We start from the raw sequence: 23,507 nt of genomic DNA, 5'->3' as shown, positions 1-23,507 counted from the left end.
GCCACCCGCATCAGCACATCAGGGGCTTGCAGCCCCACCAAGCACCGGGTGCCCGTTGCCCCCTCCCGCCTCAGTCGCCCGTCGCCGCACCGCGGGTACTTGCCGCCCACTCCGCTCCGGGACGGCTCTCCGCCCGGCGCCCCACACTCTCCAGATCCCGATCCCGGGTCTCCTTCGCACACCCGATGGCGACGACGGTCACCAGCACGGCCGCGATGACATACAGGGAGATCGGGGTCGACGTCCCGTAGTCGGACAGCAGCGCCGTCGCGATGAGCGGCGCGGGCGCGCCGGCCGCGACGGAGGAGAACTGCGCCCCGATGGAGGCCCCCGAGTAGCGCATCCGGGTCGCGAACATCTCCGAGAAGAAGGCCGCCTGGGGCGCGTACATCGCCCCGTGGAAGACGAGTCCGACGGTGACGGCGAGGACCAGGTCGCCGAACCCGCCGGTGTCGATCAGTGCGAAGAACGGGAACATCCAGGCACCGACGCCGAGGGCGCCGATCAGATACACGGGCCTGCGTCCGATCCGGTCCGAGAGCGCGCCCCACGCGGGGATCACGGCGAAGTGCACGGCGGAGGCGACGAGTACGGAGTTGAGCGCGGTCTGCTTGGCCATTCCGGCGGACGTGGTCGCGTACACCAGGATGAAGGCGGTGATGACGTAGTAGCTGATGTTCTCCGCCATCCGGGCACCCATGGCGACCAGCACATCGCGCCAGTGGTCCCGCACCACGGCGACCAGCGGCGGCTTCTCGGCCACCTGCTCCGCCCCGCGGGCCTCGGCCCGCGCCAACGCGGCCTGGAACACGGGGGATTCATCGACGGAGAGCCGTATCCACAGCCCGACGAGGACCAGCACACCCGACAGCAGGAAGGGTATGCGCCAGCCCCACGCCGTGAACGCGGCGTCGCTCAGCAGCGCCGTCAGCGCGGAAAGCACCCCGGCGGCGAGCAACTGCCCTGCTGGGGCGCCGGTCTGGGGCCACGAGGACCAGAACCCGCGCCGCCGGGCGTCCCCGTGCTCCGACACCAGCAGCACGGCACCGCCCCACTCGCCGCCGAGCGCGAAGCCCTGCACCAGGCGCAGCGCGGTGAGCAGGACGGGCGCCGCCGCCCCCACGGTGGCGTGGGTGGGCAGCAGCCCGATGCCGAAGGTGGCCCCGCCCATCATGAGCAGGCTGACCACCAGGAGCTTCTTGCGCCCGAGCCGGTCTCCGTAGTGCCCGAACACCAGCGCCCCGAGCGGCCGTGCCGCGAACCCGACGGCGTACGTGAGGAACGAGAGCAGCGTGCCGACGAGCGGGGCGGACTCCGGGAAGAACAGTTTGTTGAAGACGAGCGCCGCGGCCGACCCGTACAGGAAGAAGTCGTACCACTCGACGGTGGTCCCGATGAGGCTCGCGGCGACGACGCGGGGGAGATGGGCGCGGGGTGGGGGAACGGTTGCGGGGGAGGACATCGGCACCACTTCCCGGTGTTCGGCGGGGACGATTGACGTGTCGCCACACCGTAGGAACACGCAGCTCAGCGGCGTATGTGGTGGGACACCACAGTTCCGGTCGCGGGCGTGGGCACGACGGTCCGGAGCCGGGCGGGGCCCGAGAAGGCCGAGGCGGCCGATGGGCCCGCCCCGGTGGGGGCGGGCCCGGGTGTCAGGCGTCCTTGGCCGGTTGGGGGAGTGTCCACATGAGGGCCCACATCAGGGCGAGGGCGGCGATGAGGTACCAGATGGTTCCCGCGAAGGCCGTGGCCACGGTCGTGCCGTGGCTGCCCGCAGGGGCGTGGTTGAAGAAGACGACCGAGGCCGTGGCCAGGCCGAGGGCGGTGCCCAGTTGCATGGCCGTGTTGAAGAGGCCGGCCGCGGATCCGGCGTCGTCGTCGTGAATCCGGCTGAGGGTGAGGCCGGAGAGTCCGGCGCCGATCGCACCCAGGCCGGTCCCGATCAGGAGCATCGGAGTGGCCGCCGCCGCGAACGGCAGGCGGGTTCCGTGGCTGGAGATCAGTAGCTGGTAGCCGAACAGGGTGAGCGCGATCAGCACCGTCCCCGCCTGCGGTACCCGGCGCTGGTGTCGGCCCGCGTACTGGGAGGCGAGCATCGCGCCTGCCATGCCGCCGACGGAGATGGCGATGTTGGCCGGGGCGAACTGCCATGGCGTCAGGCCGAGTCCGTCCTGCATGAACAGGACCCAGGTCAGCAGGAACACGCCGAGCATCAGCCCGAAGACCAACTGCGCGGCGAGCCCGCCGGTGAAGGCCCGGCTCTTGAAGAGGGACAGGGCCACGAGCGCCGATTCGCCGCGGGTCGTCCTGGCCCGTTGATGGAGAACGAACGCGGCCAGCACGGCAGTTCCGCCGATGAGCGTGACGAGGCTCCAGGCGGGCCAGTGCCGCTCGCCGCCCACGGTGAGCGGGTAGGCGATCAGCAGCATCGCGGTCGCGGAGAGCGTGACGCCCACCAGATCCAGGCGCTGGGCGCGCGGTGCCCGGGATTCCGGCAGGAAGCGGATCCCGAGTGCCAGGGTGGCCAGGCCGATCGGCAGGTTGATCAGGAAGATCAGCTGCCAGCCGAGGCCGGCGATGTCGGCGCCGGTGAGGACGGCGCCCAGGGCCGGTCCGAGAATTCCGCCCAGCGACATGACCATGCCGTAGAGGCCGAACGCCCGGGCGCGGGAAGGGCCTTGGAAGGTGACCGCGAGGGTGGCCAGGACCTGGGGGACCATCACCGCGGCGCCCGCGCCTTGGAGGGCACGTGCGGCCACCAGGAGCTGGGGGCCGGTGGCGGTCCCGCACAGGAGCGAGGCGAGGGTGAAGACGGCGGTCCCGGCGAGGAAGACGCGCTTGCGTCCGAAGAGGTCGCCGAGGCGGCCTCCGGTGATCAGGCCGAGGGCGAAGGTGAGGGCATAGGCGGCGGGGATCCACTGCATCGCGGCGCTGGAGGCGCCGGTGTCCGCCTGGATCAGGGGCAGGGCGGTGTAGACGATGGAGGCGTCGAGCGCGTTCATCAGCTCGGCGATGAGCACGACGGCCAGGATGATCGTGGTGCTGCGGCCCGTCCCTGAAGGGCGGGGACGGGCGGGGGTGCGGGTGAACACGAAGGAGTTCCTGTTCGCGTGCGGTGGGGGAGCGGGACAGGGGCGGGCCTGGGCAGGCCCCTGTACGCGGGCAGCGCGACAGGGTGGAGCAAGGGAGTGCGACGGGCCCAGGCCGTGGAGGGGCACCGCCGTCGAGGCGTGCGTCGGCGGTCCGCGGCGGCGGACACGACGGGAAGGAGCCTCAAGACGAGCGGCTACAGGGCCTGGCGGATCGGATTCTCCTCGGAGCGTGCAAGGCCGGGGCCGAAGGAGACGGAGCCCGGCGGGGACCCGAAAAGGGTAGAGCACGATTTGTCGACCGCGCAAAGGGGACCGGGGGGCCGGGTCAAGAGTGCCGCGACGTCCTCCGTAGGCCTCGGCCGAAAGGCGGATGGCCTGTTGGTGCGGTCGATGTGTACCGTGGGTGGCGGTTCTGTTGTCGCCGATCGAGGTGGACTGTGCGCATCTGAGGTTCGTACCCCTGCTGCCGGCGCGGCGTTCTCCCGTGCCGCGCTGCCGCGGTCGGCTGTGCCGACGGTGGTGGTGTGCGTGTGACCTCTGCGCTCTCCCGGCCCCCTCTGGACGCCGGGCGACGAACTCTGCGTCCCTGCCCGTGTTCGCTGTCGGACGCGCCGCACCCCGCCCATCTGTCGCCCTGCCGAGCGTGTGCCGTTCCTCATGCACCCGTTCCTCGTCACCTCTGGTGACGGCCCCTCTCGGTAGGTGACCTCATGACCGCAACCCTGACAGCGAGGAACCTCGCGGCCGGCCACGGCGACCTCCCCCTGTTCACCGGCCTCGATCTGACCGTGGCGCCGGGGGAAGTGATCGGCCTCGTCGGACCCAACGGCGCGGGCAAGTCCACCCTCCTGCGCCTCCTCGCCGGCCTCGACCGGCCCGAGGAAGGCCGCGTGCACCTGGCTCCGGCCGGTGCGACCGTCGGCCATCTCCCGCAGGAGCCGGACCGGCGCCCCGGCGAAAGCGTGCACGGCTTCCTCGCGCGCCGCACCGGTGTCGCCGCCGCCCAGCTCGCTCTGGACCTCGCTTCCCAGGCCCTGGCCGACGGCGTGGCCGGAGCGGACGACGCGTACGCCACCGGCCTGGAGCGCTGGCTGGCCCTGGGGGGAGCCGACCTGGACGAGCGCGCCGAACAAGTCGCCGCGACGCTCGGTCTCGGGATCCGCCTGGACCAGGCCATGACGTCCCTGTCCGGCGGACAGGCCGCGCGCGCCCAGCTGGCCTCGCTGCTCTTGTCGCGCCACGACGTCTTCCTGCTGGACGAGCCCACCAACGACCTCGACCTGGCCGGCCTGGAACAACTGGAACAGTTCGTACGGGGCCTGCGCGCGGGCACGGTCGTGGTCAGCCATGACCGCGAGTTCCTCACCCGCACCGTCACCCAGGTCCTCGAACTCGACCACGCACAACAGCAAGTGCGCCTGTTCGGCGGCGGATACGCCACGTATCTGGAGGAACGCGAGCGCGCCAAACGGCATGCCCGCGAGGAGTACGAGGAGTACGCCGACCGCAAGTCCGCCCTCCAGCAACGCGCGAACATCCACCGGGCCTGGGCCGACCGGGGAGTACGTACAGCACAGCGCCGCAGCCGGGACAACAACAAGTTCGCCCGCGGCGCGCGCATGGAGAACAGCGAGAACCTGGCCGCCAAGGCCAAACAGGCCGAGCGGCTCATCGAACGCCTGGAGGAAGTGGAGGAACCCCGCAAGGAATGGCGGCTGCGCATGACCATCGCCACCGCGCCCCGCTCCGGGGCGGTCGTGGCCACCCTGCGTGAAGCCACCGTCCGGCGCGGCGACTTCACCCTCGGGCCCGTCTCGCTGCAGATCGACTGGGCCGACCGTGTCGCCATCACCGGCGCGAACGGCACGGGGAAATCAACCCTGTTGAGTGGGCTGCTGGGCCGGATCCCGCTCGACGCCGGCCGCCAGACGCTCGGAACCGGGGTGGTGACCGGCGAAATAGACCAGGCCCGCGCCCTGTTCCACGGCACCGAACCACTCCTGGACGCCTTCCGGTCCGCCACACCGGAGACGGAACCGGCCGAAGTGCGCACCTTGCTGGCGAAGTTCGGCCTGGGCGCCGCCCACGTCCTCCGGCCGGCCGCCACCCTGTCACCCGGCGAGCGAACCAGGGCCGCACTCGCACTGCTGCAAGGACGCGGGGTGAACCTGCTCGTCCTGGACGAGCCCACCAACCACCTCGACCTCCAAGCCATTGAACAGCTCGAATCCGCCCTCAACTCCTACAACGGCACCCTGCTCCTGGTCTCCCACGACCGCCGACTGCTCGAAGCGGTACGTGTCACCCGCCGCCTGCACCTCGAAGACGGCCGGATCACCGACACGCCCGTGTGAGAGCGGGTGCCCGGCGGCCGGGCCGCCGTCTGTCCGCTCGCGGCGGCGTCCGGGCCGCAGTCGGAGGCGGGCCTCACGGCCCGACCGGCTGTTCCCGCTGCGCCAGGTGGTACCCCAGGGGTGTCGCGATGTGCAGGACGGTCTGCCCCGTGCGCAGGGTGCGGATCAGGCCGGCGCGTCGGAGCACCGCGGCATGCCGGCTGGCGGTGGAGCCCGATACGCCGAGCAGGGAGGCCAGTTGACGGCCGGTGACACCGCCGGACAGGACGATGTCCTTCAGCGCCTCCGCTCTCCCGGCGCCCAACAGCACGCGCAGGGAAGCCTGTTGACCCGGATCTACGCGTGGGACGCCCCCCGCCGGGATCCGCACCGTGACGTGTTCGTCGGCGGGCTCGGCCAGGGTGACCCGCCGGTTGAGTGCCACAGCCTGGATGCGCAGGGAGCCGTGGCCGATCTCCAGGTCCGCGTCGAAGACGGTCGGCAGCTCCAGGATCCCGTGCCGGAGGACGATCCCGTGCCCGAGTCGCTGGAGCATCGCCGAGGCGCCGCCGCCGACGTAGATCTGGGAGAGTCCGGCGGCCCGGACCGCGACGGCGGACCGGATGCCCGAGCGGTACGGGTCCACGGCGGTGCCGCGCAGATGGGCGATGGCGCCGTCCAGGACGCCGCGGGCCCTGTCCTCGCCCTCGGCCAGGGCCTTGGTGAAGGGCGTCGGCCCACGCTGGGCGAACAGATGCGAGAAGTACGGGCGGTCGAGGCCCTCGGCCAGGTCCGGCGACATGCTGCGTGTGTAGAGCTGTGCCAGCGGGTCCCGGGGCGAGCCCTTGCCGGCGTGCGCCCGCCCGGCCGCGGTCAGTTCGGCGTCGAAGTCCGGGAGAGCGCAGACGCTGACGTTGCCCAGTCCCTCGGCCCCGAGGTGAATCCGTATCAAGGTCGGCCCCCTGTGCACTTGACGTCCCGGTCAGGGCTTTTGCGTGTGCGTGAGGAAAGCTACCGGTGGTCGCGCGCGACGGGAACGATGCAGGGGTGCGTCACGGGCGGGACCCGAACGGGGAACGGGTCCCGCCTGGGGCGCGGTACCTCCAGCCGTGGAGCACCCCAGCCGTCGGGCACCGCAGCCGTCGAGCACCGCAGCCGTCGAGCACCCCAGCCGTCGGGCACCGCAACCGTCGACCACCTCGCCCCTCGGCGTCCACGGCCGCCCCGCGCTCAACCCTGCTTGTTCCAGGGCGACTTGCGCGGAGCGCGACGACCCGGCGTCCCGGCTTCCTCGTGCGTGCGGCCGGTGTACGGCCCCGCGTCGGCCGGCGCAGGTACTCGATCGGGTTGATCCGAGGCGTGCCGTGCGTAGTTCTCCTGAACGCGGGACAGCAATCGCACCGAGGACCCGCCGGCACGAGTGGGAGCTCCCCGGGGAGAGGAAGCGCCGCTGCGACGGGCCGTCGAGGCCGAGTTGAGGTGACGCATGCGGACAAGGGGTCGACGGGCGGGCGTGCGGAGGCGATGTCGCTACTGGTTCGACACCATGATGTCGCGGGGCATGGCGACGCTGATCGGCTGGATGACCGCGGCCTGTTTCGCTCTCGTCGTCCCGGTGTCCGGGCTCCTGGTGTGGGCGGACAAGAAGGCGCCGGCAGGCCTGGGCGACCGGCTGGCCGACATCTGGCAGCACGTCGGAGTCGCCTTCCGGCTGGGCGGCGACCTGGGCCCTCCCCTCTATGTGCTGTTCTCCGTGCTGCTCGCGCTGATGGCCCTGCTGTTCACGTCGACGCTGATCGGTCTGATCACCAACGGCGTCGACCGCAAGCTCGCCGAACTGCGCAAGGGCCGCTCCATCGTCCTTGAGGACAACCACACGGTCCTGTTCGGCTGGTCCGAGCAGGTCTTCCCGATCGTGGCCGAGCTCGTCCTGGCCAACGCGAACCGACGCCGTGCGGTGGTGGTGATCCTGGGGCCCAAGGACAAGGTCGAGATGGAGGACGAGATACGGGCCAAGGTGGCGCGCCGGGGGTCCACCAAGGTGGTGTGCCGCACGGGCAGCCCGTCCGACCCCGCAGACATCGCCCTCGTCTCCCCGGCCACGGCCCGCTCGCTGCTGATCCTCGCGCCGGGCGGACCGGACGGTGACGCGGGGGTCGTGAAGACCCTGCTGGCGCTCGCTCAGGTCCAGCGGCCGACGGGCGAACCGCGCCACGTCGTGGCCGCTCTGGAGGACGGCCAGAACCATGCCGCGGCCCTCCTCGCAGGCGGCCCCGACGCCTGTGTGCTCGACATGGACAGCATCACGGCCCACCTGATCGTGCAGACCGCCCTCCAGCCCGGCCTCTCGTTCGTCTACCACCAACTGCTCAGCTACGCGGGGGACGAGTTCTACCTCACGGCCGAGCCCGGACTGGTGGGCAGGACGTTCGGAGAGGCGCTCATGGCCTACGCCACCTCATCGGTGGTCGGGCTGTTGCGCGAGGACGGGCGCATCGACCTCAACCCGCCGTGGCGTTCCCGCGTCGGAGACGGGGACCGGATCATCGCCATCTCGCGGGACGACGACACGGTCGTCGCGTCCGAACCGCCCCACCACCTCGACACCGGCGCCATCACCCCGCCGCGGCCGATCACCAGAACCCCGGTGCGGCTCCTGGTGCTGGGCTGGAACCGCCGGGCGGCGACCGTCATCGAGCGGCTGGACGGGCACGTCGCCGAGGGGTCGACCGTGGACGTGGTGACGCGGCAGCCCGAGGCCGCCGGCCGAGCCGGACGGACGGCGGACGGCCCGGCCCGCCTCCGCGTCACGGTCGTCGAGGGCGACCCGGCACAGCCCGCGACACTGGGCCGGCTGGACTTGGCCCGCTACCACCGCATCGTGCTGCTGAGGCACGACATGGCGGACGCGCAGCAGGCCGACAACCGCACCCTGGTCACGCTGTTGCACCTGCGGGAGCTGGGCCGGGCGGCGGGGAGCCAACCGGCCGTGGTCACCGAGATGGCGGACGACCGCAACCGGGAACTCGCCCCGACCAGCCCGAGCCACGACTTCATCATCAGCAGTCGTCTGATCAGCCGGCTCATGACCCAGATCTCCGAGAGCCCGCACCTGGCCCGCCTGTTCGACGAGCTGTTCGGCGCCGAGGGCAGCGAGATCCACCTCCGCCCGGCCGAGGGCTACGTGGCTCTCGGCCGCGACCTCGACTTCTACACGGTCGTCGAAGCAGCCCGCCGTCAGGGCCACATCGCCATCGGATACCGCCTGTACAGCGAGACCACGTCGGCCCCCGCCTTCGGGGTCCGCCTCAACCCGGACAAGAGGCAGTCACACCGATTCGCCCCGGGCGACAGCATCATCGTCCTCGCCAGGGAATGCCTCCCGGCTCGGGTGGCGGGATCGGCGCGGGACGAATCTCCTGATAGTGATGCGTAGGATCTTCCTCGCGTATCGCCACGTACAGCCGTGTAGGAACATGCATCGCCAGTATTCACACGTACAGCCACATATCGCTTGTCGCGGGAGCGCCCATGGAACGTGCAGGCTCCGGAGCCGGTCGGCTGTCCCGGGCGGTCCATGCGCTGCGTGCCCTGGGGTCGGCGGTCCTGGTGACGGCCCTGTACTACGTGGCGCCGCTCGACTGGGGCGTCGGCGTGGGTGCGGTGGCGGTGCTTCTGGGCGCGCTGGTCGTGTTCGGGTGGCTGCTCGCGTGGCAACTCGGCTCGATCGCCCGGGCGCGCTATCCGTGGCTGCGAGCCATGGAGGCGCTGGCGATCGCCGTGCCCCTCTTCCTGGTGCTCTTCTCGGCCGGCTACTTCCTGCTCGGCCACGACGTCCCGGGGTCCTTCTCGGAGCCGCTGACGCGGACGGCCGCGCTGTACTTCACGATCTCGGTGTTCGTGACCGTGGGCTTCGGCGACATCGTGCCCACCAGTGAGGCGGCCCGGGCCCTGACCAGTGTGCAGATGATCGTCGACCTGATCGTTCTGGCGGTGCTCGGCAAAGCCGTCCTCGGCGCGGTGCGGATGGGCCTGCGCCGCAGAAGCGCGGAGTCCGGATCCGGCCCGGAGCCGGGCCCCGGCCCGGCAGACCTGCCGTAGCCGGGCGGGCCGCGCCCGGGGCGCCCTCGCGCGTCGGTCACTCGGCGTACGGGTGGCCGATGCGGCTCGGGCCCCGCCGAGTCCCTGGACGCGGCGGGGCCGGTGCTCAGCCCTGGCGGCGCTGGTACTCCTGGCGCAGCGCGTCGAGGATCCGGGCCGCCTCGGCGAGGTCCGCCGCGCGGGCCCGCGCCGCCGCTTCGGTGAGCCGGGCAATGGCCTCGGGGAAGCGTTCGAGACCGTTGCCCTCGATCAGGGCCGCGATCCGCAGCGCCTCGGCACGCGGCACCTCGCCGTGCTCCCCGCCCAGCTCGTAGAGCGCGACCGCGGCCTCCGCCTCCGCCAGCGCCTCGGGGAAGGACTCGGCCTCCGCCAGGACGCGGGCACGGCGGTAGTGCACCGCACCCCGCTCGTACCAGGGGGCAAAGTCCTCGGTGCCGTCCGGAACCGCGGCCGCGATCCCGTCGGCCCGTACGAGGTGCTCCAGCGCGGCGTCGAGGCCGTCGGGCCCCTTGAACAGCATGGTCAGACGCGCGAACTCGCACATCATGTGCATGAGCAAGGACGGGTTCGGCGCCACGGCGTGCGCGGCGACGGCACGTTCGTACGCCGTGCCCGCGGCCTCCCAACGGTCGGCCATGGCCAGCGTGGTGGCCGTCTCCGCCGCCACCAGGGTCTGGAGCCGGGGCTCGTCCTCCCACGTGGCGATGACCGTCGCGAGCCGGAGGAACTCCTCGGACGCGGGCAGGAACTCCTCCAGTTCCCGAAGCCCGCGCGCCAGCGTCAACCGGGCCTGGGCGACGAGCCGTTCGTCGAGCGAGGACGCCGCCGCCTCGGACACGATGGACTCCAGTACGGCGACGGCGTCGGCCTGCTGTCCGCCCCGCGCCAGGACATCGGCGAGCTGGAGACGCAGACCGGCCGCCTCGTCCTGCTCGCCCTCCCGGTCGAACCGGGCCGCCGCCTCCGAGAGATGCCGTACGGCACCCCCCGTGTCCCCGACGTGGGATGCGGCGTGGCCGAGCATGGCGTACGTGGGGGCCAGCGCGAAGTGGGTGTCGTCGTAGCGCACCGCCTCCACCACCGCCCGGTGCAGCAGCTCCGTCGCCTCCGCCGGCTGGTCCAGAGTGAGCAGGACCTGGCCGAGCAGCGCGAGCGGGCGGATGCCGCGCCACGGCTGCCCGGAGGCCTCCACGTCCTTCAGCGCCGCGCGCAGCTCCGTCTCGGCACGGGCGCCGTCGCCCCGGCGGGCCGCGATGTCCGCCACGAACTGCCGTGCGTTGGCGACCTGGTGATGGACCGTCAGGCGTTCGGCCTCGGCACGCAGGGTACCGGCGGCCTCCTCGAACCGCGCCACGGCGGAGTCCGACGGCTCCGGCAGTTGCCGCACCAGTTCCTGGTAGGCGGCGAAGACGCAGGAGTACAGCACGGTGAGGTACTCCAGCACCCGCTGCTCACCGACGTCACCGGGCGAGGCGGTCTCACCGGCCGCCGGCGACGCACCGGTGAACGGGGCCTCGGTCCTGAGCCGCTCCGCCTGGCGCACGGCGTCGTCGATGCCGGCCCGGACCGCGGCGGCGTCCGGCCGCTCCGTGCCGTGTCCCGTTGCCGCCGCTTCCGTCGCCGTGTCCGGGGCCTCGGGCGAAGAACCGCCGGCCGGATCCTCGTCCGTGTCCTTGGCGGGGGTGGCCGCCCAGGCGAGGGCGCGGGTGCGGGCGGACAGCGCGTGCCAGTCCATGCCGAGCTCCGCGAACAGCGCGGCGGCCCGCTCCAGTTCGGTGATGCTCTCCGCGTCGAGGTCCTCGCGGTTGAGCCGGTACGCGCGCTGCTCGGCGAGCTCCGCGCGCAGCAGGCCCTCGGGGCCCAGGCGGTCGTCGTGCGCCCCCGTGCCGTCGGCGAGACGTTCGCCGGCGAGGGCCCACAGCCGTGCGCTCCCCGGATGGCCCACGGCGGTCGTGCGCCGCGCCTCCTGCACCAGGGCGACGAAGTCCTCGGGCGCCTCCAGCGCGGACGCCGGTACGGAGGCCGGAGCCGTCGCTGTTCCCGCCGTGACCGGGCGGACGACGGCGGCGCGCAGCCCGAGCGGCAGCGGCTCTTCGAGCAACGGGACCTGTTCCAGGCGCAGTTGGCGACGGTGCGACACGGCCGTCGTGCCGTTGCGCGAGTCGAAGGCCCGGCTGAGCCGGTCCGCCTCGGAGCGTATGTGGGTGAGGAGCGTGCCCGCGGTCCAGTTCTGTCCGGGCGGGCCCGCGACGGCGGTGTCGAGGTGGCCGTCCGCCACGAGCCGGGCAAGCAGCACCTCGACGCCGGTCAGGAAGTCCAGATGGGCCAGCGGAGCCCCGGTCGCCTCGAACAGGGGGCGGTTCTCGGCGAGGATTTCGAGCCCTCGGCCCTCGTTGCGCGAGAGCGCGCAGAACTCCAGGTGGAGGCCGACTTCCTGCTGCATCCCCGGGTTTCCCCGCACCTGGCGGTAGCCGGTCAGATGGTGGGAGCGGGCCTCGTCGAAGCGGCCGGTGCGCAGCAGCGGGAGCAGGGCGCGTGCCTGGCTCATCTGGGGTTCTTCGGTGCAGGCCGTGTCCTCGGTGAGCACCGGGCGCCAGGTGTCGAGCGCCCCGGCGTCGTCGCCCGCCAGCACCTGGTGCATGGCGAAGTGGCGGGTCTCGCAGGCCTCGCAGTCGCTCAGGTCGGTACGGGGGCGGGTGGCCCACAGGTCGTAGGCGTCGAGGAGGCCGGTGCCCGTGTGGCGCGCCACGTGGTAGCGCATCGCCGCCACCGGCTGCATGCCGTGTTCGGCTTCCCGGTAGCGGGTGCGCATCTGGTCGATCCAGCCGTGCACCGTGGCCAGGGGCACCTCGGGCACCTGCACCAGCGATGTCGTCACCCACTTGAAACGCCAGAAGACCTGGTGGGCCTCCCACGGGCTGAAGGCCTCGGGCGCGCTGTCCCACAGCTTGAGCAGCCGGGCGAAGGCCACGGGTGACTTGCGGTGCTCACCGGTGAACTCGTACGCCGACATCAGTTCAAGGAGGGCCGTGACGACGACGTCGGGCTTCTCGAAGGGCTCGGCCGCCTCCACGAGTTCTTCGGCGGTGATGGTGCGCTGGAGACCGTGCGGGCGTTCGTTGTTCTCGCGCAGCGCCTCGACGACGGCCTCGGGGGTGTCCAGCATCTACAGTTCCTTCCGGGGCTCTGAGCCGGGTGCCGCCGTGCCGGAGTGGTGCATGGCGTGGGTGAGCAGGTTGATGAAGGCCCGGTTGAGCAGTGCGCTCTCGCTCGCCCGCAGGGGGCGGCGGCTGAGCAGCAGGGCCTGGCCGTAGAGGGCCTCGGCGGCGGCGACCGCGAGGTCCCGGTCGGTGATCGTGATGGCCTGGCGGACCAGCGGGTTGAGATGGTTCAGGACGAGCTGGGCGCGCGGCGACTCGCGGCGCAGCGAGCCGAGGATGTCCGCCCACAGGCCGTCGCTGTCGGCGGCCAGACTCGAACGCGTCCGCTCGTGGCGCGCCTCCCGGTCGTCCAGGAGCAGCGCGGGAGCGGTGACGGGCTGGAAGTCGCGCAGGACCACGTCGCAGTCGTGCCCGCCCACGGTGTCCCGGGCGATGGCGAGGAAGGCCGCCGCGCGCAGCTCGGCGGCCGGGTCCACGGCGTCGAGGTGTGCGGTGACCGTGGCCGGGTCGAGGTCGGTGACCGCCGTGCCGGGGCGGATCTCGGGCAGCCGGTGCACGAGGTCCCGGTCGTAGGTGTACCCGCCGTTGACGACGCCGAGGCCGGCGGCCGACGCGATGGGGGCGACCTGGCGGAACTCCTCGACACTGCGGGCGACGAGCAGCGTGGGGTGCTTGCGCGCGAACTCCTCCAGCGTGATGTTGCCGTCCGTGGTCTCGAACGGCAGCCACGGCAGCACGATGCGCAGCAGTTCGTCGTCGTAGCGGGCGAGCGCCTTGACCGCCAGGTGGTGGGTGTCGATGAAGCGGTGCAGCAGGGACGGGTCGCTGGCCGCGAGACCGGTCAGCCAGTCGCGGATCCGCTCGCCGAGCGCGTCCCGTACCGCGGACAGGGTGCCGTCCTCGTAGAGCGCCTCCCGGGACGCGGTCGGCCGCAGGCTGGTGGTGTCGACCACGCACCGGACGAAGAACGCCCACTCCGGAAGCAGTTGAGGCGCCTGGTCCGTGAGCAGCATGCCCTTGAGGTGCACCCGGTGCCCGGCCCGCTGGGCGGGGCTCATGGCCGTGGGCAGGACGTAGGCGACGCCCCGCAGACCGGCCGCCGGCAGGTCCAGCTCGATCGTGTCGAGCGGGGTGAAGTCGAACAGGCCGCGGCAGTACGCGGTCATCGCCTCTCGGCGGGCCACGGGTGAACGGTGGCTCCGCTCCCACGGAGGGGCCTCGTTGACCCGGTGGGTCTCGCCGCGCGGTCCGACGACCGTCACCTCGTGCCGCAGCAGGCCGCCGTAGTGCCGGGCCAGCGAGACGACCCGCTCCGGTTCCGTCCACTCCGCGGTGTCGGCGCGCGGGACGAGCCGGACGGTGGTGCCCGGCTCCGGCACGGCCGAGGCCGGCAGGGTGCGGATGGTGTAGCGGCCGTCGGAGTGGCCGCGCCATTCGACGGCGGGCGCCGACGGGTCGGCGGCGGTGCGGCTGAGCACCGTGATCTCGTCCGCCACGACGAAGCACGCGAGCAGTCCGATGCCGAACTGGCCGATGAACTCGCCACGCGCGGCGTCGAGCCCGGCCCCGTCGAGCGCGCCTTCGGTGGTGCGCTTGGAGCTGCGCCCGATGGTGGCGAGGAAGCGGTGGACGTCGGCCTCGCTCAGCCCGACGCCCGTGTCGGTGACGGTGAGGGTGTCTCCGGTGCGCACCGTGATGGTGCCGGCCGCGCCGGGCTCGATCGCCTGACGCGCGGTGATGGCGTCCACCGCGTTCTGGAGCAGCTCACGCAGGTAGACACGGGGGCTTGAGTAGAGGTGATGGGAGAGCAGGTCGACCAGGCCGCGCAGGTCGACCTGGAAGGTGTGGGAGGTCTCGGATGGAGGCACCTGGTGCAGTCTTTCGGTGGACGCGTCCCCGGTGCGGCGCGGTGATGGGCGCCATGGGGGACGGAACGGAAGGGGAGACGGAACGCGGAGGGCGGCGGCCCGCACCGGCGCGGGCCGGGGCCCGAACACTCGTGGCACGGCCGCCGGCCGCGGGATCCCGTCGGGCGTGCGCCGTCGACGGCCTCAACAGGCGCCCTGGCAGGCACTTCTGACGAGCCGTCACGAGAAGCGCCGCCGCAGAGGACGGCGGGAGGGTTACCGGCCGGCCGACGAACGGTACTCCTTGTAGGCCGCGGCGGGATCGGAGCCGTTGATGTAGTACCAGGGGGACTCGGTGACCCGTCCCTCCGAGGCGGTGAAGCACTCGCGTGCGCCGGCGCTGTCCCCGGCCAGCGAGAACGCCATGGCGAAGGTGTTGAGGACCTGTAGCCACCCGCCGGAGCGGACGAAGTCCGGGTGCCGGAAGGAGTGTTCCGCGGCCTCCCGCAGCGACGCCTTCACTTCGGGCCGCCGCATGTACGCGGCGTCCGCCCCCCGGTCCAGGTCGAGCCAGTGCTCGATGTGCGCCATCGCGACGAGGTGGCCCAGCGCCGTTCCGCCGGGCGCGCCGAGCACGGAGTCGCGCGCGAAGGCGTGCATCTCCTCGTGCGAGCCGCTCCATTTGGCGCAGACCTGCTGCAACTGCTGCTGGTGCACGCCCAGGTGGTACGGATCACGCCGTACGCCGGCCTCGAACCGGCGCCGCGCGGTGATCTGACCGACCTGGAGGCCCCGGCCCGTCATCTGCAGTCCCAGCCAGGGCGAGACCCAGTCCGGCTCGCGCTCCGCCACCTCGTACAGCCATTCCTCGGCGGTGCGCAGCCGGGAGTGGAACAGCTCGAACTGGTCGCGCGAGACGTGCTGCGCCCGCGCCCCGGTCCGTGCCTCCCAGCCCCAGCTGATGTACCGGAACCCCGCCACCAGCTGGGGGAGCGCCGCGTCGGGCTCCGCCTCGACGACTCCGGTGATCCACCGCTCGACGCCCGCGGTGTCGCCCACGGCCCGCACCAGCTCGGTCCGGTCCTCGTTCTCCGGCCTGGCTTCGAGCACGCGCCGGACCGTCGCCCAGTCCCCGGACGCGGCTGCCGTACGCACCCGTGCCACCTCGGGATCCCCCGAGTCCTGCTGCACGCGTGCGACGGGCCGGCCGGTCCACTTCCCCAGCGTGAGCCCCCATTCACGGAGCACCGCCATGTCCCCACCCCTTGTTGTGTGCAAACGGGGAGGCAATTGTCACTCCCTTGTGAAGGTAGTGATTATCACGGGTGACTGACAATCGCACATGGTTTGGGGCGTGGATCCGAGGTCACAGCGCGCGCGGGGCCGTGCCGGCCCCTGTTCCGGCACGGCCCCGCGCGGTGTGCGCGGCTCAGCGGAAGGCGGCGATGTTCCGGTCGACCCAGTCGCGGAAGGAGTGCGGGGCGCGGCCGAGGACGCGTTCCACGTCCGGGCTGATCCTTAGTTCGGCGGGGATCGGCTCGGCGAGGATGTCCAGGGTGTCGTCGGCGAGTTCCCGCGGGACGAACCGGGTCATGGCCGCCCTGGCCTCGGCGCGGGTGAGTTCGTGGAAGCGGATCGGCGAGCCCAGCGCGGCGGCGATGGCCTCGGCCTGCTGACGTGGCGTGATCACCTCCGGCCCGGTCAGCTCGAAGGTCCCGCCGGTGTGCCGGTCGTCGAGGAGGCAGGCCGCCGAGACCTCGGCGATGTCCACCGGGTCGACGACCGGCACACCGACATCGCCGAAGGGCGCGGCGACCGTCGCCTCGGTGCGGACGGACTCCGCCCAGGCGAAGGCGTTCGAGGCGAAGCCGCCCGGGCGCACGACGGCCCAGTCGAGACCGGAGGCGCGCAAGGTGTCCTCCACCGCCCGCATCGCGATCCTGGACGGGCCGTCCGGCCGGGTCGAGACGCCCTGCGAGGACAGCAGGACCACTCGGCGTACCCCATGGGCCGCGGCCAGGTCGATCAGGCCGGCCGGCCTCGCGTCAGGGGCGTGCAGGTCGCCGGAGAGCAGAAGGAACAGGGCCTTCGCCCCCTCCAGCGCGGGTACGAGGCCCGCCGGTTCGGCCAGGTCGGCCGAGAAGTGGCGGACCCCGCGGGGCACCTCGGCCGAGCGCCGTGAAACGGCCGTCACCTGCTCGCCCGCCGCGGCGAGGGCCTGTGTCAAAGGCCGGCCGATGTTTCCGGTGGCTCCGGTCACCACGATCATGTTCAGCTCCAAAAGCGTTGAATACCGAGGTGGTTGACGCTAGGAGCCGGGCTTACTTTTCGTAAGAACGTACCCGGAGGTAAGCTCCGGGCATGGAGGAAGGCGCGCAGGTGAAGCCGGTGGTGTCGGGTCCGCGTTATGAGGTGTTTCACACCGACTGCCCGGCGCGGGACATGGTGGACCATGTGACCAGCAGGTGGGGCATCTGGGTGCTGATCTCGTTGCGGAGCGGCGACCTCCGGTTCTACGAACTGCGCGACAGCATGCGGGGCGTCAGCGAGAAGATGCTTGCCCAGACCCTGCGCGCACTGGTCCAGGACGGTCTGGTCCGGCGCGAGGTCGAACCGACCACACCGCCCCAGGTCACCTACGGGCTCACCGAGTTCGGCCGGGACATCGGCGAGCCGCTGACGGATCTGTTCGACCGGATCACCCGGCGGCTGCCGCCGCGCACCACGGCCTAGCGCCGTGAGCCGTCCGGGGCGGTCCCGGCCCGCCCCTCACGCCGTGCTGAGCGGATGCGTGGCCGTCGCGGAGCGCGGCGGCCAGGCCTCGGGGGAGAGGATGCCGAGCACGTAGGCGCGCGCCACGAGGGCGGGGCGGGTCGCGGCGCCCAAGAGCTCGCGCAGGCGGCTCAGGTGGTAGTCGACCGTCTGCCGGGACAGCTTCAGCGAGGTGGCGATGTCTCCGTTGCTGCTGCCCGCCGCGAGCAGGGACAGGATGCGGATCTGCGCCGCGGTGAGCGCGGGGTGGGTCGCGTGGGCGAGGCTCTGGTGGGTGACGACGGCCCACACGTGCCGGGCGCGCGCGGTGGAACGGCCGACCGACGTCAGATGGAGCTGCGCGCGGCGCTGGCGCCCCTGCGCGTCGACGAGCACCGCGGACGTCTCCACACGTCTGGTGCGGCGCGCTATCAGACCGTTCCACCTGCGGTGCAGCCGGTCGAGGCCGGGGTCGGGGGCGAGCAGGGTATGGGCGCGGCGGCCGACCAGCTCGGGCAGGCCGAGCTGGAAGACCTCGGCGGCCGCCGCGCTCGCCTCGACGATGCGTCCGTTCGCCGAGAGGAGCGCGCACGGCAGACCGCTGTGGTCCCGTAACGCCTGGAGGTTGTCCTCGGCCTCCTGCCACTGGACCCTGGTGCGGAGCTGGTCCGTGATGTCGACGTAGATCCCGGCGATACAGGTCCGGCCGCCCTCCCGGACCGGGAACCGGTGGCCCACCGCCCGGCCCGGACTGCCGTCCGGGCGGCGGTAGTCGAGGGTGTGCCGCACCGGAGTCCCGCGGCCGAGTATCTCCTGGTCGAGGGCGCGGAACTGGACGGCCTCGGCAGGCGCGTCGAAGTCCTCGATGTACTTGCCGACCAGCTCCCGCGGGACGGTGCCGTACAGGTGGGCGTAGGCGTGGTTGGCCCACAGGTACCGGCCCTCGCCGTCCCGCAGGAACGCGGCGGCCGGGGCGAGGTCGGCGAGCCCCGCGAACGCGTCGTAGCGCTGGGGGACTTCGGAGGCCGTGGGGGTGGGCGGCGCGGGGTGGGCACGGGCTCCGGTCCCGGCGCCCCGGGCATCGCCGAGCAGTGCCTTGAGGCTGGAATCGTCCACAGCGGTCTCCGTCCGTATGCAACCGGCTGACGCACAGTCACACCGCGATGGGTATCCCGTCCCGATCCCGCGCATGCTCGGTTCTCGGCCGAAGTGGAGGCCGTCCGAAAGTCCCGCGGAACTCCTCCGGTACCCCAACACGGCCTGCGACTCAGGCATTTGCCTGAACGGCGGACGTCCCCAGCGGTGCCGCGGGCGTCTGTCGGGTGGTCCCCTTGAGTGTGCGGGTGAACACGCCCCGACACATGCACCGGGCCTCCCCCACGCCCGACGCACATCACCGGCCGTACGACGACACGTACGGCACCCACCCGGCACGTGCGACGCGTACGACACGTACGGGGCACGTACCACACGGACGAATGGAGACGAACTTCAGTGAGCAAGGTGCTGTTGGTGCATGCCAAGGGTGGTCCGCCGCTCGGTCACGTCCTGTCCCGGACGGCCGCGAGGGCGGAAGTGCATCTGCTGGCGCTCAGCGCTCTTCCTCCCACCGTGGCGGACGCCGCCCGCAGACTGTGCGCCTCGGTCGTGACGCCCGCCGACGCGCAGCGCTCCGACCTGGTGTCGCTGATCGTGTCGCGGGCCGGGTCCGTGGGGGCGGACGCGGTGCTCACCTTCTCCGAGTACGCGGTCGTGGCGGTCGCCGAGGCCTGCGAGGCGCTCGGCCTGGCGGGGGCCGGCGGTGCCGCCGCGCTCGCCCGCGACAAGCGTCTGATGCGGCGCACCTGGCAGCGGCACGGCCTGCCACAGCCGGAGTTCCGGGCCGTGGCCACGGAAGCGGACCTGCACGAGGCGGCCCGCGTCCTGCCCTGCCCGATGCTCCTCAAAGCGGCCTGGAGCGCGGGGTCCACCGCACACCAGATCATCGCCGCCCCGCACGAGGTCTCCGCCGCCTGGCACCGGTCACGCCAAGTCATGGCCGAATCCGCACAGTTGGGCTACGCCGAGCTCCATGTGGCCGAGGCCAACGCCGACTTCGTCGTGGAGCAGATCGTCACCGGGGCCGTCGCCGACTGGTTCGACGAACCCGGCTGGGGCGACTACGTCAGCGTCGAGGGCGTGGTCGCCGACGGTACCTTCCACCCGGTCTGCCTCAGCGGCCGGATGCCCACGGTCGAGCCGTTCACCGAGCGGGCGGGCATCACCCCCGCGCTGCTCTCCCCGGATGCCCAGGACCGGATCGTGGCCCTCGCCCGGCAGGCCGTCGACGCCCTCGGCCTGCGTGACTGCGGGACGCACACCGAGATCAAGCTCGGCGCGGACGGCGCCATGTGGCTGATCGAGACGGCCGCCCGGTTCGGCGGCGCGATGACGGTGCCGCAGATCGAGGAGGTCTTCGGGCTCGACCTCGTCGGCATGCTCGTCGACCAGCTCCTCGGGCGCCCGGTCGAGTGGCCCGAGCAGGCCCTCACCCCGGCCCGGGCCCGCGGCGCGGCCGGCTCCCTCGTCGTCCTCGCCGTCGACGGCCGGGGCGAGGCCTGGCAGGACCGCAGGGTCTGGGACTTCCCGGCGGTCGCGGAGCACGTGCCGCTCAGCCGGGGCAGCGAGCTGTCCGTGGTCGCGGAGAGCTCGCTCGCCGACGGCGACCTCGTGCCGGTCTACGACCCGGCCGCCGGAGCCAACACGATGGCGGCCCTGTGCCTGCTCTCCGCCACCGATCCCCGCACGGTGCTGCGCGACTTCGAGACACTGGTGGACGCCCTGCCGCGGATCCTGCCCGCCGCGCACCGCGAGGAGGTCTCCCTGTGACCACCGCGCTGTTCACCGACGCACCCGGCCCGGCCACGGACCGTACGGTCATCGGCGAGAACCTGTCCCTGCCGCTGTTCCGCACGCTCTCCGGTGTCCTGGCCGGCCACCCCTACCTCAAGGTCGTCGTCGACCGTGCCGAGAACGTCTGGCACCTGCTCGACACGGCCGCGCACCCCTTCCACGTCAACTACATCGCCACCCGCGTCCTCGGCATGGAACTCGCCGAACTGGACGCGCGGCTCGACGCGTTCAACGCCTCCGTGTACATGGACCCCGAGCGCCGCTTCCTGCTCGGTGTGCTGTCCCTGCACACCGACGAGGACGCGGAGGGCCGCGAACGCACCTTCCTCGTCCTGGAGACGACCGAGGCCGACACCATGAACGGCCAACTCCTGGAATTCTTCTACGAGTTCGTGCGCTCCCGGGTCGACGGCAGGCTTCCGGTGCTGCTCAAGCCCGCCAACCACGGGCAGGAGGAGGAGCTGGCGGCGATCAGCGAACTGCGGGTGCCGCGCATCCTCAGCCACGAGCTCTTCGGCAGCCGGACCCGCACCCCCCTGAACCCGGGCGAGGCGACCGGGCGGCTGCGGTACTTCCGTACGCACGAGGAGTACGCGGCCGCGGAGGCCGGGCTCGGCTGGGCGGACATCGTGGCCATGCCGTGCCTGCCGGACGACGTCCCCCGGGTGGCCGGATTCCTCAACACGGCCCCGATCACCCCGCTTTCGCACACCAATGTCCTGGCGTCCGGCTGGGGGATACCCAACGCGATCGTGCTCGACCTGGACGAGCTCATGGGGGCCGACGGCCTGGACGGCGCCTGGATCCGCTATCGCGTCTCGGAGGACGAGATCCGTGTGGAGCGCCTGGACCGGGAGCCGGAGCTGCGTGCTCCGGCCTGGCACCAGCAGCGCATCCGCCTGGAGCCGCCCCTGCTCGAAGACGCGCCCGTCCTGTCCCTGCACCGGCTGCGCGCCGCCGACCGCGACCGGTACGGCACCAAGGCGGCCAACCTCGGCGAGCTGCACCACGTACTCGACAGCCGGACGGCCGACCTGACCGCCTTCTACGGACGGCCCCGCCCGCCGCGGGAGGACCTCTACGGCCATCTGGCCACCCGCCTCGGCGCGGACGGCGCCTCCCTGCCCGAACTGCGTTCGGCGGCCGCCGGGTTCGTGGCCACCACGGTCGGCGCACCGGACGGCGTGGCGCTGCCCTTCGCGCTCCAGCAGCACTTCCTCGCCTCGTCGCCCGCGCTCCAACAGGGCATCGGCAAACTGAAGATGGCCCTGGAACTCGACGCCACCGAGGTACTGGACTCGCTCTGCCTGCGGCTCCAGCAACTCATCCGGCACACCCCCGTACCCGAGTCCGTCACGCGGCAGATCCTCCAGGCGTTCCCCGCCCCCGCGGCCGCCCGCGGACGCCTGGTGGTGCGGTCCTCGTCCAACGCCGAGGACCTGCCGGGGTTCTCCGCGGCCGGTGTCTACGACTCCGTCACCGCGGTCCACGGCACCGACGAACTCCTGGACGCCGTACGGCAGGTGTGGGCCTCCCTGGTGTCGCCGCGCAGTGTGCGGCTGCGCCACCAGGTGGGGATCTCGCTCGACGACACCTACATGGGCGTCATCATCCAGGAGTACGTGCCCGCCTCCCTCGGGGGCGTCCTCGTGACCTGCGATCCGACCCGCCGCGAGGACTTCCGCAACGTCTACCTCAACTGTTCGCCGGGGTCCCCGGAACAGGTCGTCGACGGCTCGGTCCTGCCGCAGCAGTACCTCTACAACACGGTGGAGGGCGGCGGCCGGACGGTGGCGCTCGGCTCCTGGGGCGACGGGCTGCCCGCCGCCACCCGGGCCCGGCTGGCCGATCTGTCCCTGACCGGGCGGCTGTTGCAGTCCCACTTCAGCGAGGACGACGTGGACCGGCCGCTGGACATCGAGTGGCTGATGACGGACCGGGGCGACTTCCGGCTCGTCCAGATCCGCCCGTACGCGCTGTGAGGGCGCCGCTCGCGGGGAGGCGGACGGGCGCCGCGGCGGGAGCCGGCCTCACCGGAACCGCCCGCCGGATCGTCCGGCTCAACTACGGCTTCCAGCTCCTGTTCAACCTGCTGTGGTGGATGCCGGTCTTCTACGCGTACCAGCGCCAGGCCGGTCTCTCGGACGGCCAGATCTTCGGCATCCAGAGCATCTACTACGTGGCCTTCTGCCTGTTCGAGATTCCGACCGGGCTGATCGCCGACCGCATCGGCGCCCGCAACTGCCTGCGTGCCGGAGCGGTGGTGATGACGGCGGCGAACCTGGCGCCGGTGGTCAGCGCCTCGTACACCGGCTTCCTGGTCCACTTCCTCGCCATCGCGGTGGGCCGCTCCCTCACGTCCGGTGCGGCGAGTGCCTATCTGTACGACGGGCTGCGGGCCGAGAAGTGCGGCGAGCACTATCTGAGGGCGGAGGGAACCGCACGGGCGCTCGGTCTTGCGGCGAAGGTGGTGTGCTGGCCGCTGGTCGGGCCCCTGATGGCCGTCGCCCACGCGGCGCCCTACGTCCTCAGCGCGGCCAGCGCCGCCGGTTCCCTCGTCTGCGCCGTCGCGCTGCCCCGGATCGCCGGGCCGGACCCCGGTGCGGTGGACACCAACGGGGGGCGCAGGGGCGGCGCGTTCCTGCGGGACGCCGGTGCCGCGCTGCGCTGTGTCGCCGCCTCGCCGTGGCTCGCCCTGGTGATGGTGCAGGGCGTGGCGATCTTCACGCTGTCCCGGATCTGCCAGGTCAACCTGTTCCAGCCGATCCTGCTCGACCACGGCATCGGCGAGGCCTCCAGCGGAGGGGTGCTCGCCGCGATGACGGTGGCCGAGGCGATCGGCTCGGCCCGCCCCCAGTGGCTCGGGCGACGTCTCACCCCGGTCGCCTGGGTGTCGGTCCTCAGCGTGGCGCTCGCCGGCACCCTGGCCGCCATGACGTTCGGCGGGGCGTGGACCGTGATCGCGCTGCTCTGCCTGTTCGCCGTCGCGACCGGGTTCGCGTACCCGGTGCAGCGCAAGCTGGTGAACGACGCGATGCCCCGGCACGCGCCGCGCGCCACGCTCCTGTCCGTGGAGAGCATCGTGGACCGCGCGGTGTGTGCCCTGGCCGCCGTCGCCGCGGGGGCCTACCTCTCCGCCGGGCGCCTGGACGCACTGCTCTGGCACAGCGCGCTCGCTACCGCCGTACTGCTCGGAGTCTTCCAACTGCTCCTGCACAGTGGGGTGGTGAAGCGGGACCGGGCCGGGGGCGGGCGCCCCGCGCCCCGGCCCGTGGACGCGGCGGGGGCGCGCTCCCGCTGAGGCACCGGCATCGGTGCCTCAGCGGG

Annotated in this window: 15 protein-coding genes; 7 read left to right on the top strand and 8 right to left on the bottom strand. The window is 72.4% G+C overall.

The features are described from left to right. Positions 1-70: 70 nt before the first annotated feature. Both ACFYNP_RS14395 and ACFYNP_RS14390 read right to left on the bottom strand, forming a co-directional pair. Positions 71-1,462, bottom strand: a complete 1,392-nt coding sequence (locus ACFYNP_RS14395; RefSeq protein ID WP_388785557.1) for an MFS transporter — start codon at positions 1,460-1,462, stop codon at positions 71-73. A 193-nt stretch (positions 1,463-1,655) separates the two neighbouring features. Next, complete coding sequence (locus ACFYNP_RS14390; RefSeq protein WP_388785556.1) at positions 1,656-3,095, bottom strand: MFS transporter; 1,440 nt, start codon at positions 3,093-3,095, stop codon at positions 1,656-1,658. Positions 3,096-3,805: 710 nt separating this feature from the next. On the opposite strand from ACFYNP_RS14390, the gene ACFYNP_RS14385 reads away from it, so the two are divergent. After that, positions 3,806-5,449, top strand: coding sequence for an ABC-F family ATP-binding cassette domain-containing protein (locus ACFYNP_RS14385; RefSeq protein ID WP_388785554.1), 1,644 nt, complete (start codon positions 3,806-3,808; stop codon positions 5,447-5,449). 73 nt (positions 5,450-5,522) lie between these two features. On the opposite strand, the gene ACFYNP_RS14380 is transcribed toward ACFYNP_RS14385, so the two are convergent. After that, on the bottom strand, positions 5,523-6,380 hold the full coding sequence (locus ACFYNP_RS14380) for an ArsR family transcriptional regulator (protein WP_388785553.1): 858 nt from the start codon (positions 6,378-6,380) through the stop codon (positions 5,523-5,525). 609 nt (positions 6,381-6,989) lie between these two features. Between ACFYNP_RS14380 and ACFYNP_RS14375 the strand changes: the two genes are divergently transcribed. Together ACFYNP_RS14375 and ACFYNP_RS14370 are read left to right on the top strand one after the other, a co-directional pair. Further along, entirely contained in the window at positions 6,990-8,864 is a 1,875-nt protein-coding gene (locus ACFYNP_RS14375) for an NAD-binding lipoprotein (RefSeq protein ID WP_388785551.1), read from the top strand. A 95-nt stretch (positions 8,865-8,959) separates the two neighbouring features. Next, a complete protein-coding gene (locus ACFYNP_RS14370) occupies positions 8,960-9,529 on the top strand; it encodes a potassium channel family protein (RefSeq protein WP_388785549.1) in 570 nt (189 codons plus the stop codon). A gap of 106 nt (positions 9,530-9,635) precedes the next feature. On the opposite strand, the gene ACFYNP_RS14365 is transcribed toward ACFYNP_RS14370, so the two are convergent. From ACFYNP_RS14365 to ACFYNP_RS14350, 4 genes are all read right to left on the bottom strand, one after another. Further along, on the bottom strand, positions 9,636-12,695 hold the full coding sequence (locus ACFYNP_RS14365; protein ID WP_388785547.1) for a hypothetical protein: 3,060 nt from the start codon (positions 12,693-12,695) through the stop codon (positions 9,636-9,638). Continuing rightward, positions 12,696-14,558 (bottom strand): HSP90 family protein, encoded by a 1,863-nt coding sequence (locus tag ACFYNP_RS14360; RefSeq protein ID WP_388785545.1) that lies wholly within the window; start codon positions 14,556-14,558, stop codon positions 12,696-12,698. It abuts the gene before it with no gap. A gap of 255 nt (positions 14,559-14,813) precedes the next feature. Next, positions 14,814-15,791, bottom strand: a complete 978-nt coding sequence (locus ACFYNP_RS14355) for a hypothetical protein (RefSeq protein ID WP_388785543.1) — start codon at positions 15,789-15,791, stop codon at positions 14,814-14,816. 175 nt (positions 15,792-15,966) lie between these two features. Further along, positions 15,967-16,806 (bottom strand): SDR family oxidoreductase, encoded by an 840-nt coding sequence (locus ACFYNP_RS14350; RefSeq protein ID WP_388785541.1) that lies wholly within the window; start codon positions 16,804-16,806, stop codon positions 15,967-15,969. Positions 16,807-16,898: 92 nt separating this feature from the next. Between ACFYNP_RS14350 and ACFYNP_RS14345 the strand changes: the two genes are divergently transcribed. Continuing rightward, positions 16,899-17,270, top strand: coding sequence for a winged helix-turn-helix transcriptional regulator (locus ACFYNP_RS14345; RefSeq protein WP_388413566.1), 372 nt, complete (start codon positions 16,899-16,901; stop codon positions 17,268-17,270). A gap of 36 nt (positions 17,271-17,306) precedes the next feature. Here the strand turns inward: ACFYNP_RS14345 and ACFYNP_RS14340 are convergent, their stop codons facing one another. Next, positions 17,307-18,404: a PAS domain S-box protein gene (locus tag ACFYNP_RS14340; protein WP_388412954.1), complete on the bottom strand. Its 1,098-nt coding sequence runs from the start codon at positions 18,402-18,404 to the stop codon at positions 17,307-17,309. Positions 18,405-18,782: 378 nt separating this feature from the next. Here ACFYNP_RS14340 and ACFYNP_RS14335 point away from each other — a divergent pair, with 378 nt between their 5' ends. The 3 genes from ACFYNP_RS14335 to ACFYNP_RS14325 are packed head-to-tail and all read left to right on the top strand — an operon-like array spanning position 18,783 to position 23,481. Beyond that, the gene (locus tag ACFYNP_RS14335) at positions 18,783-20,156 is read left to right on the top strand and encodes an acetyl-CoA carboxylase biotin carboxylase subunit family protein (protein WP_388785539.1); all 1,374 of its coding nucleotides are present in this window, start codon (positions 18,783-18,785) and stop codon (positions 20,154-20,156) included. Then, positions 20,153-22,162, top strand: a complete 2,010-nt coding sequence (locus ACFYNP_RS14330) for a PEP/pyruvate-binding domain-containing protein (RefSeq protein ID WP_388785537.1) — start codon at positions 20,153-20,155, stop codon at positions 22,160-22,162. The genes ACFYNP_RS14335 and ACFYNP_RS14330 overlap by 4 nt, the downstream gene beginning before the upstream one ends. Beyond that, positions 22,159-23,481 (top strand): MFS transporter, encoded by a 1,323-nt coding sequence (locus ACFYNP_RS14325; RefSeq protein WP_388785535.1) that lies wholly within the window; start codon positions 22,159-22,161, stop codon positions 23,479-23,481. The genes ACFYNP_RS14330 and ACFYNP_RS14325 overlap by 4 nt, the downstream gene beginning before the upstream one ends. Positions 23,482-23,507: the final 26 nt, after the last annotated feature.

It is taken from the genome of Streptomyces sp. NPDC006691 (assembly GCF_042869955.1).
Taxonomy (GTDB): Bacteria; Actinomycetota; Actinomycetes; order Streptomycetales; family Streptomycetaceae; genus Streptomyces.
Note: the sequence above shows the minus strand (reverse complement) of the source record. Positions and strands in the feature narration are given on the sequence as shown.